Raw genomic sequence first — 11,803 nt, 5'->3', positions numbered from 1 at the left:
CTCGAACCTCCACGCCCTTGCGAGCGCCAGCACCTGAAGCTGGTGCGTCTACCAATTCCGCCATCTGGGCCCCAGAAGACTTGTACGTCAGGTAGGCCGCGCGCTCTAGGGGAGGCGTGGCGGCATTGTCAATAAGCCATCGGTGGCCTTGGCTCTTGCCGTTTGACCGGGGCGGCGGCATGGGGGCGGCAACGGGATCGAGCCAGAGGAACGGCATGAACGACAAGCTGATAACGCTGATCGGTGGCGGCGGCTTTCTGGGCCGCTATATCGCGCAGGCATTGCTCGAACAGGGTGCGCGCGTGCGGATCGCCCAGCGCGACCCCAAATCGGCGCTGTTCCTGAAGCCGCTCGGTGGCCTTGGGCAGATGCAATTCGTCGCCGCCGACGTCCGCAAGCCTGAATCGATCGCGCGCGCGATTCAGGGCAGCGATGGCGTGGTCAATCTGGTCGCCATTCTGAAGGGTGACTTTCAGGCTTTTCAAGTCGATGGCGCGCGCCATGTCGCCGAAGCGGCAGCAGCAGCCGGTGTCGGCGCGCTGGTGCATGTGTCGGCGATCGGCGCCGATTCGGCGTCGATTTCGGCCTACGGCCGCAGCAAGGGGGACGGCGAGGCAGCGGTGCGCGCCGCCTTCCCGGGCACCACGATTGTGCGCCCGTCAATCGTGTTTGGGCGCGAAGACCAGTTCGTCAATCGCTTCGCCGCGATGATTGCCTCGGCCCCCGTCATGCCGGTGGTGCGCGGCGTCACGAAATTCCAGCCCGTTTATGTCGGCGATGTCGCCAAGGCCGTCGTCGCCGCGCTCGCCGCGCCGGAGCAATTCGGCGGCGAGACCTATGAACTCGGCGGCCCCGACATCGTGTCGATGCGCGCGCTGATCGACTGGATCGCGGCGCAGACCGGCCAGAAGCCGATGATCATCGACCTGCCCGACGGTATTTCAGCGATGATCGCGGCACTGGGCTTCCTGCCCGGCGCGCCGATCACCAGCGACCAGTGGAAGATGCTGCAAAGCGACAATGTGGTCGCGCCGGGCGCGGCGGGGCTGGCGGCGTTCGGCATTGCGCCGACGCCAATGGCGACGGTCGCGCCGGGTTGGCTGGTGCAATATCGCCGCAACGGCCGCTTCACGCCCGCTGCCGCCTGAGCGGGGAATGTCGATTTTACGGCGATTGCGATCGCGCCTGGGGGCCTTGTGCACGATATTCTGACGATCATCCTGCTCGGCATTGTCGAGGGGATTACCGAGTTTTTGCCCGTCTCCTCGACGGGCCATTTGATCCTGGCGGGCGCGCTGCTCGGCTATGACGATGGCAAGTGGCAGCTGTTCAACATCGTGATCCAGCTCGGGTCGATTCTTGCCGTCGTCGTGCTGTATTGGCGGACGTTTTGGGCGGTGATGCAGGGGCTGATCAAGCGCGAGCCCGGTGCAGTGAAGTTCGTGACCAATTTGCTGATCGCGTTCATCCCCGCCGTGGTGATCGGCCTCGCCTTTCGCAAGCAGATCGAGGCGCTGCTGCTCAACCCGATCGTCGTTGCGGTCGCGCTCATCGTTGGCGGGGTCGCCATTCTGGTGATCGAGCGGCTGGTGAAGCCGGGCGAGGCCAAGAGCATTTCCGGCATTCCGGCCAAAACCGCGCTGGGCATCGGCGTGCTGCAATGCCTCGCGATGATTCCGGGCGTCAGCCGGTCGGGCGCGACGATTTTGGGCGCGCTAAGCCTGGGCGTCGAGCGGCGCACGGCGGCAGAATTCAGCTTTTTCCTCGCGATTCCCACGATGCTCGGCGCGAGTGTCGTTGAACTGGCCAGCCACCGCGACACGCTGACGGCGACCAATGGCGTCGGCATCGGCGGGATTGCGATCGGCTTTGTGGTCGCATTTCTGGTCGCGGTGATCGTGGTGCGTTGGTTCGTCGGCATCGTTGGCAAGCACGGATTTGGCCCATTTGCCTGGTACCGCATCGTCGTCGGCAGCGCCGCGCTGATCTGGCTGCTGGCCAAATAGGACCGAAACGGTCTTTCTTGTCTCGGTGAGGCGAGGGATTCTTGCGCCAGTGTGGGCGTGTCGTGACATTTAGGACATAAATACTGTCTTTTCGTCACGTAAATGCGTGACTCGGCTCCAGAACAACCATAAAGCTGCGCGCTGACTTTTGAGGCGGCGTGATGGCGAACGAGTCGATGCTGAAATTTGTGGGAACCGCGCAGGCCTATCCGGCCAAGCGCGACCCCGAACTGCGTGCCGAGGATTTCCGCGAAATCGCTGATCGCTATGCTGAGGCGGCCGGCGAGGAGCAGGCCGCGCGCTGCTCGCAATGCGGTGTGCCCTATTGCTCGGTGCATTGCCCGCTGCACAACCACATCCCCGACTGGCTGCGGCTGACCGCTGAGGGGCGGCTGCGCGAAGCCTATGAGCTGTCGAACGCGACCTCGACCATGCCCGAGATTTGCGGTCGCATCTGCCCGCAGGACCGGCTGTGCGAAGGCAATTGCGTCATCGAATTTTCGGGCCACGGCGCGGTGACGATCGGCGCGGTCGAAAAGTTCATTACCGACACGGCGTGGGAAAATGGTTGGGTCGAGCCGCTGGTGCCGGGGCGGCCCACTGGGCAATCGGTCGGCATCATCGGCGCGGGACCGGCGGGACTGACGGCGGCGGAATATCTGCGCGCGGCCGGACATGAGGTGCATGTCTATGACCGGCACGACCGCGCGGGCGGGCTGCTGACCTATGGCATTCCGGGGTTCAAGCTCGAAAAGCCGGTGGTGATGCGGCGGATCGAGCGGCTGGCTGAAGGCGGGATCGTCTTCCACCAGAATTTCGAGGTTGGCCGCGACGCGAGCCTTGCCGAGCTGCGCGACCGCCACGACGCCGTGCTGATCGCAACCGGCGTGTACAAGCCGCGCGCGATCAAGGCGCCGGGGGTCGATGCGGGCGGGGTGATCGACGCGCTCGACTATCTGATCGCATCGAACCGCAAGGGTTTTGGCGACGATGTACCCGATTTCGATTCGGGCGCGCTCGATGCTTCGGGCAAACATGTGTTGGTGATCGGCGGCGGCGACACGGCGATGGATTGTGTGCGCACCGCCGTGCGGCAGGGTGCAGCATCAGTCAAATGTCTCTACCGCCGCGACCGCGCGAACATGCCGGGCAGCCAGCGCGAAGTCGCCAATGCCGAGGAGGAAGGCGTCGAGTTCGTCTGGCTGTCGGCGCCCGAGCGGTTTTCGGGCGATCCGGTGAGTGCCGTGCGCGTCGGCAAGATGCGGCTCGGCGCCCCCGATGCCAGCGGGCGTCGCGCGCCCGAGCCCGATCCGGGTGCGGCGGAGGAGCTGCCCGCTGATCTCGTCATCAAAGCGCTGGGGTTCGATCCCGAGCCGCTGCCGGTGCTGTTCGGCGCACCCGAGCTGCGCGTTACGCGCTGGGGCACGGTGGTGATCGACCAGCCGGGGATGCAGACCAACCTGCCCGGTGTGTTTGCCGCGGGCGACATCGTGCGCGGCGCGAGCCTGGTCGTATGGGCGATCCGCGACGGGCGCGATGTCGCGGCGAAAATGGGGCAGTATCTGCGTGCGAAAACGGCCGAGAGGAAGGCGGCGTGATCATTAGAATTCTAGCGCTCATCATGATCGCGATGCCGGTCGCAGCGACGGCGAAGACACCCGAAACGCTGGAAGTTGCCCGGCGCGTGGTCGCAAAAATGGGCACCGAAGCGCAAACGCGCGGCGCTTTGCCAGCTTTAGCCGATGTTTATGCGCTGCAAGTGATGAATGAAGTGATGGAGAGGCCCGAACTCTCGCCAGCACTCGCGCGCGCTGCGGCGAACCCCGCTCGTGCCGCTGCGGCCCGCAAGGCACTAGCGGAAAACTACGTTGCAGCCTTCACGCAACGGCTGCCCGTTCTGATTGACGCGCTGGCGAAAGCATACAGCACGGCGCTGACGCCCGGTGAGCTTGAAGAACTAGAGCATTTTCTGGACACGCCGACAGGTCGTAAGTGGGTGGGCATACTCCGGGTCGCGCAATCACGCGGTATCGACGTTGGCAGGACAATCGGGGCCGAGGCGGGCATTGAGGCCGCACAAAATGTTGAAAAGCAGCTAGCAAGCAACGGAAGCCAATGATCGACCAGCGTACCCGCCTTGCCGCCGAGGGGATGTACCGCCCCGACATGGAGTCCGATGCTTGTGGCGTCGGCCTTGTCGCCGCGACTGACGGCAAGCCCAACCGCCGCGTGGTGCAATCGGCGATCGAGGCGCTGAAGGCCGTGTGGCATCGCGGCGCGGTCGACGCCGATGGGAAGACCGGCGATGGCGCGGGCCTGTTGATCGACTTGCCGACCGCCTTTTTCGACGATGCGATTGCGCTGTCGGGGCACCGGCCGATGCCCAACCGGCTCGCGGTCGGCATGATTTTCCTGCCGCGCACCGATTTGTCGGCGCAGGAGGCGTGCCGCACGATCGTCGAATCCGCGATTATAGAGGAAGGCTATACCATTTACGGCTGGCGCCAGGTGCCGGTCGATGTGTCGGTGATCGGCCAAAAGGCGCAGGCGACGCGGCCCGAGATTGAGCAGATCATGATCGCGGGACCGAGCCTGACCGCTGGCAACCTCGATGAGTTTGAAAAGAACCTGTATCTGATCCGCCGCCGGATCGAAAAGCGCGTGATCGCGGCGCAAATCCAAGGCTTCTACATCTGCTCGCTGTCGTGCCGGTCCATTATATACAAAGGCCTGTTCCTCGCCGAGAGCCTGTCGGTCTTCTACCCCGATCTGCGCGACACCCGTTTCGAAAGCCGGGTCGCGATCTTCCACCAGCGTTATTCGACGAACACTTTCCCGCAGTGGTGGCTCGCGCAGCCGTTCCGGTGCCTCGCGCATAATGGCGAGATCAACACGATCCGCGGCAACAAGAACTGGATGCTCAGCCACGAGATCAAGATGGCGAGCCTCGCGTTCGGCGAGCATAGCGAGGACATCAAGCCGGTGATCCCGGCGGGGGCTTCCGACACCGCCGCGCTTGACGCGGTGTTCGAAGCGATCTGCCGGTCGGGCCGCGACGCACCGACGGCCAAGCTGATGCTCGTCCCCGAAGCGTGGCAAGACGAAGTCGAAATGCCACCTGAGCATCTCGCGATGTACCAATATCTGGCGAGCGTGATGGAGCCGTGGGACGGCCCCGCCGCGCTCGCGATGACCGACGGCCGCTGGGCGGTCGCGGGGGTCGATCGCAATGCTTTGCGCCCCTTGCGCTACACCCGAACCAACGACGGATTGCTGATCGTCGGCAGCGAAAGCGGGATGGTGGTGGTGCCCGAGACGACGATCATCGAAAAGGGTCGGCTCGGACCGGGCCAGATGATCGCGGTCGATCTCGATGCGGGCGAAGTGCTCGGCGATCACGCGGTCAAGGACCGGATCGCAGCGGAAGCCGATTATGCCGCGATGATCGGCGATTATCTGACGATCGACGATTTGCCCGAAATCACGCCCGAGCTGCGGCGCTATGACCGGCCCGAGCTGATCCGCCGTCAGATCGCTGCCGGGCAGACGCTGGAGGATATGGAGCTGATCCTCGCGCCTTTGGTGGTGGAGGGCAAGGAAGCGATTGGCTCGATGGGCGACGACACGCCGCTCGCCGTTATCTCCGACAAGCCGCGCCTGATCAGCCAGTTTTTCCGCCAGAATTTCAGCCAGGTCACCAACCCGCCGATCGACCCTTTACGCGAACGCCGCGTGATGACGTTGCGCACGCGCTTCGGCAATCTGGCCAATATCCTCGACACCGAAGGATCGCAAAGCCGGGTGCTGGTGCTCGACTCGCCGGTGCTGACCTGTGCCGATTGGGATCGGCTGAAAGTGCATTTCGGCCCGCAAGCCGCCGAGATCGACTGCACGTTTGATGCAGGTGGCGGGCCGGAGACGCTGCGGGCCGCGATCCAGGATATCCGCGCGCAGGCCGAGCAAGCGGTGCGCGAGGGCCGCACTGACCTGTTCCTGACCGACGAAGCCGTCGGGCCGGACCGGATCGCGATTGCCGGGGTGCTCGCGGCGGCGGCCGTCCACACGCATTTGGTGCGTGAGGGGTTGCGCTCCTATGCCAGCGTCAACATCCGCACGGCCGAATGCCTCGACACGCATTATTACGCGGTGCTGATCGGCGTCGGCGCGACGACGGTGAATGCCTATCTGGCCGAGGCCGCGATCGTTGATCGCCACGCGCGCGGGCTGTTCGGCGCGCTGACGATCGAGCAATGCATCGCCCGCCATCGCACCTCGATCGAGGATGGTCTGCTCAAGATCATGTCGAAGATGGGGATCGCAGTGATCTCCAGCTATCGCGGTGGCTATAACTTCGAAGCCGTCGGGCTGTCGCGCAGCCTGGTCAACGATCTGTTCCCTGGCATGCCGGCCAAGATTTCGGGCGAAGGCTATATCTCGCTGCATCTGTCGGCGCGGTTGCGGCACGATGCGGCGTTTGCGGCGCCCGTCGCGACCTTGCCGATCGGCGGCTATTACCGCCAGCGCGCGGGCAGCGAGACGCATGCCTATTCGGCGCCGCTGATGCACTTGCTGCAAAGCGCGGTCGCCAAGGACAGCTATTCGACCTATCTGCAATTCTCGCGCGGCGTCGCCGATCTGCCGCCGGTTTATTTGCGCGATCTGCTGCAATTCAATTACCCGACCGAAGGCGTCGCGGTCGATCAGGTCGAGGCGATTACCGAAATCCGCAAACGCTTCGTGACACCGGGCATGTCGCTCGGCGCGCTCAGCCCCGAAGCCCATGAGACGCTGGCGATCGCGATGAACCGCATCGGCGCCAAGGCGGTGTCAGGCGAAGGCGGCGAGGACAGCAGCCGCTACACGCCGTACGACAATGGCGACAACGCCAATTCGTCGATCAAGCAAGTCGCCAGCGGACGCTTCGGCGTAACGGCCGAATATCTCAACGCCTGCGAGGAGATCGAGATCAAGGTCGCGCAAGGCGCCAAGCCCGGCGAAGGCGGCCAGCTCCCCGGCTTCAAAGTGACCGAGCTGATCGCCAAGCTGCGCCATGCAACCCCCGGCGTGACGCTGATCTCGCCGCCGCCGCATCACGACATTTATTCGATCGAGGATCTGGCGCAGCTCATCTACGACCTGAAGCAGATCAATCCGCGCGCGCGGGTCTGCGTTAAACTGGTGTCGTCGGCGGGGATCGGCACGGTCGCGGCGGGCGTTGCCAAGGCGCATGCCGATGTCATCCTCGTATCGGGCAATGTCGGCGGCACGGGGGCTTCCCCTCAGACCAGCATCAAATATGCCGGCACGCCGTGGGAAATGGGCCTGAGTGAAGTCAATCAGGTGCTGACCCTCAATGGCCTGCGCCACCGCGTCCGGCTGCGCACCGATGGCGGGCTTCGCACCGGGCGCGACATCGTCGTCGCAGCCATATTGGGCGCGGAGGAATTCGGGATCGGCACGCTGTCGCTGGTGGCGATGGGCTGCATCATGGTGCGCCAATGCCATTCGAACACCTGCCCGGTCGGCGTCTGCACGCAGGACGAGCGGCTGCGTGCGAAGTTCGACGGCAGTCCCGAAAAGGTCATCAACCTGATGACCTTCATTGCCGAGGAAGTGCGGGATATTCTCGCCCGGCTCGGCATGCGCAGCCTCAATGATGTGATCGGTCGCACCGAGCTGCTGCGCCAGGTGAGCCGGGGGGCCGAGCATCTCGACGATCTCGACCTGAACCCGATCCTCGCCAAGGTCGACGCCGCCGACGATCAGCGCCGCTTCAGTCTGACGACGTGGCGCAACGAAGTGCCCGACAGCCTCGACGCGCAGATGATCCGCGATGCCGCCGCTGTGTTCTCGCGCGGCGAGAAGATGCAACTCACCTATTCGGTGCGCAACACCCACCGCGCGGTTGGCACGCGGCTATCGAGCGAGATCACGCGCACCTTCGGCATGTCGAAGCTGGCCGACGGGCATGTCCATGTGCGTTTGCGCGGATCGGCGGGGCAATCGCTCGGCGCGTTCCTGTGCAAGGGGATCACGCTCGAAGTGTTCGGCGATTCCAACGACTATGTCGGCAAGGGGCTGTCGGGCGGCATCATCGTCGTGCGCCCGGTGGTGAGCTCGACCCTCGTCAGCCAACACAACACGATCATTGGCAACACCGTTCTCTATGGCGCGACGGCGGGCAAGTTGTTCGCGGCGGGGCAAGCGGGCGAGCGGTTCGCGGTGCGCAATTCGGGCGCCGAAGTCGTGGTCGAGGGCTGCGGCGCGAATGGCTGCGAATATATGACCGGCGGCATCGCCGTGGTGCTCGGCGAAGTCGGCGCCAATTTCGGCGCGGGGATGAGTGGCGGGATGGCGTTCGTTTACGATCCCGCTGGCAGCTTCGCGCGCCGCGCCAATCCCGACAGCATCACCTGGCAGCGCATCGCCTCGCTGCACTGGGAATCGGTGCTGTTCAACCTGATCCGCGCGCATGCCGACGCCACCGACAGCAAATGGGCCGCGACGCTGATCGACGAATGGGACCGGGTGGCAGGGCATTTTTGGCAAGTCGTGCCGAAGGAAATGCTGACACGGCTGCCCCACCCGCTTGACGACGGGCTTGAGGCCATCGCCGCCGAATAGGCCTTGGCGCGGGCGCGGCGCTTGGCCTAGACCGGCAGCATGTGGCAGCTTTATCAATTCCCGCTTTGTCCCTTTTCGCGCAAGGTCCGTCTGCTTCTGGGTGAAAAGGGGGTCGGCTATGATCTGATCCGCGAATCACCCTGGCTGCGGCGCGACGAATTCATGGACATGAACCCGGCGGGCCAGACCCCGGTGATGGTCGATCCAAGCCGCAATATTCTGCTGATCGATTCGACCGCGATCTGCGAATATTTTGAGGAAACCGTCGAGCAGGCGGCAATGATCAACGGCACCGCCGCCAATCGCGCCGAGACGCGGCGGCTGATGTCGTGGTTCGATCACCAATTTTATCACGAAGTGACCGCGCCGTTGCTCCACGAACGGATGATCAAGCGTGTCGTCCACCGCGCCGCGCCCGACGCCAAGGTGCTGCGCGAAGCGATGAAGGCGGCGATCGGCCAGCTCGACTATATTGATTTCCTGCTCGATCATCGCACCTGGATCGGCGGCGCGACGATGGGCCTCGCCGATCTGGCCGCCGCTGCGCAGATTTCGGTCGCCGATTATCTCGGCGGCATCGACTGGAAAGGGCACGACCAAACCGCGCGCTGGTATCGGGGGTTCAAGAGTCGGCCTTCCTTTCGCCCGCTTCTGAGCGAGCGCATGGAGGGCATTGCCCCGCCGAGTTACTATGACGATGTCGATTTCTGATGCATTTGACGCCCGATCCAGTTGCGCCCGCCGCCGCTGAAATCGGGTTCGAAACGTTCCTGCAGGTCGATATCCGCGTCGGGACGATCGTGCGCGCCGAGCCTTATCCCGAAGCACGCAAGCCGGCGTATAAGCTGACGATCGATTTTGGTCCGGTCATTGGCGTGAAGAAGAGTTCAGCGCAGATCACCGAGCATTATCGGCTGGAGGATTTGCCCGGTACGCAAGTCGCCGCCGTCGTCAATTTCCCGCCGCGCCAGATCGGCAAGTTCATGTCCGAAGTGCTGACGCTGGGATTTCCGGATGCGGAAGGGAAAGTGGTGCTGGTGCGGCCGAGTGGGCCGGTGCCGAGTGGCGGGCGGTTGTTCTGAGCGCGCAATGATTTGCATCGATGGCTGCCTTGTTAATCCTCCCCCGCCAGGGAGGGTCAGGTTGGATTGCCCCCGGCAATCCAAGCCCGTGCCGGGGGCACGGGCGACCCGGCCCTGTGTCAGCGAAGCTGACGGAGGGGGAGGAAGCACGCAGCTCAATCTGAAAGGGCGCCGCTGACCTCCCCCTCCGTCGCCTTCGGCGCCACCTCCCCCTGGCGGGGGAGGATTTGACGATGAAGCCAGCCCGAGACGTGCTCGTCAGTCCGCCAAACTCCGCGATGCCTGTTCGTAGCTGTCGCGCGATAGCCCGGGTGCCGCGAGGATCCGCTCCAGCTCGGCGCGCATCAGCGCGGCGCGGTCGCTCGTAAAGCGCTTCCAGCGGCCGAGCGGGGGCAACAGCTTGGCGGCGGTCTGCGGGTTGATCCGGTCAAGCGCGATCAGCTGATCGGCGACGAAGCGATAGCCGCGCCCGTCCGCCGCATGGAAGGCGCGCTGGTTGACGCTGAACGCCCCCACCAGCGCGCGCGCGCGATTGGGGTTGGTGAGCGTGAAGTCGCGGTGCCCGGCCAGCTCGATCACGCTGTCGAGCGTGTCGTCGCGGCTCGACAGCGCCTGCGTCGAGAACCATTTGTCGAGCACCAGCGCATTGTCCGAATAGCGATTGTAGAAAATGTCGAGCGCGGCGATGCGGGTGTTCGACGCGCCATTGGCGAGCGTCGCCAGCGCGCCTTGGCGGTCAGTCATATTGTCGGCGGTTTCGAACTGGCGGAACGCGATTTCGGCAGCGTCACCCGCGCCAGACGCGGCGATATAGCCGAGCGCGACGCTCTTCAGCCGCCGTAATCCCTTGGCTTCGGGGGTGTATTCGAACGCACCCGTCGCGGCGGCCTGCGCATAGGCCGCGCGCCAATCGGCTTCGAGCGCCTTGCCGAGATCGCGGCGGAGCGAATCGCGCGCGCGAAATACCGCTTCGGGATCGACCACCGGCAATTGATCGCCGATAAAGGCTTCGGAGGGCAGCAGCACGGCTTCGGCAATGAAGGCGGGGTCGAGCGCCGCATTGCGCAATGTTTCGCGCACCGCCGCGATCACCGCGTCATGCAGCCCCCGCCCGCTCGCGACGCTCGTCACCAGCGTGTCGAGCATGAGCTGCTGCATCGCTTCATAGCGCGCAAAGGGGTCGTCGTCGTGCGCCGACAGCAGCGCGAGTTCGGTTGCCGAGCGATCGGTCTCGACCGTCACCGGCGCCGAGAATTGCCGGTTGATCGACAGCAGCGGTGGCTCGTCGACACCGTCGAAGGTCACCGACTGCTCGGCCTCCGTCAGCAGCACCAGCCGCTCGTCGCCGAGCGGGCGACCGCTCGCGCTGCCGAACAGCTTGACGCGGATCGGCAGCACCATCGGCGCCTTGTCGACCTGCTCCGGTGTGGGCCCGAGCGACTGGGTGAGCGTCAGGGTCGCGGCATTGGCAGCGGCATCGTGGCGCAGCGTGGCACCGACCTTGGGCGTCCCCGCCTGGCTGTACCAGCGGCGAAACTGGGTGAGGTCAACGCCGCTTGCCGCCTCCATGCTCGCGACGAAATCCTCGCAGGTGGCGGCGGTGCCATCGAAGCGATCGAAATAGAGATCGGTGCCTGCGCGAAACTTCTCCGCGCCCAGGATCGTCGCCATCATGCGGATGACTTCGGCACCCTTGTTGTAGATTGTCGCGGTATAAAAGTTCGAGATCTCGATATAGCTTTCGGGGCGCACCGGATGCGCGAGCGGCCCGGCATCCTCGGGGAATTGTGCGGCACGCAGGCCCCGGACGTCCTCGATCCGCTTGACCGCGGCTGATCCCTGATCGGCCGAAAAACTCTGGTCGCGATAGACGGTGAAACCCTCTTTGAGCGAGAGCTGGAACCAGTCGCGGCAGGTGACGCGATTGCCCGACCAATTGTGGAAATATTCATGCGCGACGACGGCTGAAATCGCGTCATAGTCGTAATCGGTCGCGGTGTCGGGATCAGCGAGAATGTAGCGGCTGTTGAAGATGTTCAGCCCCTTGTTCTCCATCGCGCCGAAGTTGAAATCATCGACCGCGACGATGTT

8 protein-coding genes are annotated in these 11,803 nt (G+C 64.5%); 7 read left to right on the top strand and 1 reads right to left on the bottom strand.

The window, feature by feature from the left end:
• Positions 1-215: 215 nt before the first annotated feature.
• From K2W81_RS14475 to K2W81_RS14445, 7 genes are all read left to right on the top strand, one after another.
• Positions 216-1,148: a complex I NDUFA9 subunit family protein gene (locus K2W81_RS14475; protein WP_294105557.1), complete on the top strand. Its 933-nt coding sequence runs from the start codon at positions 216-218 to the stop codon at positions 1,146-1,148.
• Between the two features lie 48 nt (positions 1,149-1,196).
• On the top strand, positions 1,197-2,006 hold the full coding sequence (locus K2W81_RS14470; RefSeq protein ID WP_294105554.1) for an undecaprenyl-diphosphate phosphatase: 810 nt from the start codon (positions 1,197-1,199) through the stop codon (positions 2,004-2,006).
• Between the two features lie 161 nt (positions 2,007-2,167).
• Positions 2,168-3,604, top strand: a complete 1,437-nt coding sequence (locus K2W81_RS14465; RefSeq protein ID WP_294105551.1) for an NAD(P)-dependent oxidoreductase — start codon at positions 2,168-2,170, stop codon at positions 3,602-3,604.
• Positions 3,601-4,125 (top strand): DUF2059 domain-containing protein, encoded by a 525-nt coding sequence (locus K2W81_RS14460; RefSeq protein WP_294105548.1) that lies wholly within the window; start codon positions 3,601-3,603, stop codon positions 4,123-4,125. The genes K2W81_RS14465 and K2W81_RS14460 overlap by 4 nt, the downstream gene beginning before the upstream one ends.
• Positions 4,122-8,630 (top strand): glutamate synthase large subunit, encoded by a 4,509-nt coding sequence (gene gltB / locus K2W81_RS14455; RefSeq protein WP_294105547.1) that lies wholly within the window; start codon positions 4,122-4,124, stop codon positions 8,628-8,630. The genes K2W81_RS14460 and gltB overlap by 4 nt, the downstream gene beginning before the upstream one ends.
• Before the next feature lie 39 nt (positions 8,631-8,669).
• Positions 8,670-9,341 (top strand): glutathione S-transferase family protein, encoded by a 672-nt coding sequence (locus K2W81_RS14450; RefSeq protein ID WP_294105544.1) that lies wholly within the window; start codon positions 8,670-8,672, stop codon positions 9,339-9,341.
• Complete coding sequence (locus tag K2W81_RS14445; protein ID WP_294105540.1) at positions 9,341-9,712, top strand: tRNA-binding protein; 372 nt, start codon at positions 9,341-9,343, stop codon at positions 9,710-9,712. The genes K2W81_RS14450 and K2W81_RS14445 overlap by 1 nt, the downstream gene beginning before the upstream one ends.
• Before the next feature lie 258 nt (positions 9,713-9,970).
• On the opposite strand, the gene pepN is transcribed toward K2W81_RS14445, so the two are convergent.
• A partial coding sequence (gene pepN / locus K2W81_RS14440) for an aminopeptidase N (RefSeq protein ID WP_294105538.1) occupies positions 9,971-11,803 on the bottom strand: 1,833 nt, incomplete at its 5' end.

It is taken from the genome of Sphingomonas sp. (assembly GCF_019749955.1).
In the GTDB taxonomy this organism is placed as follows: Bacteria; Pseudomonadota; Alphaproteobacteria; order Sphingomonadales; family Sphingomonadaceae; genus Sphingomonas.
This window is presented reverse-complemented; position numbering and strand designations above follow the sequence as displayed.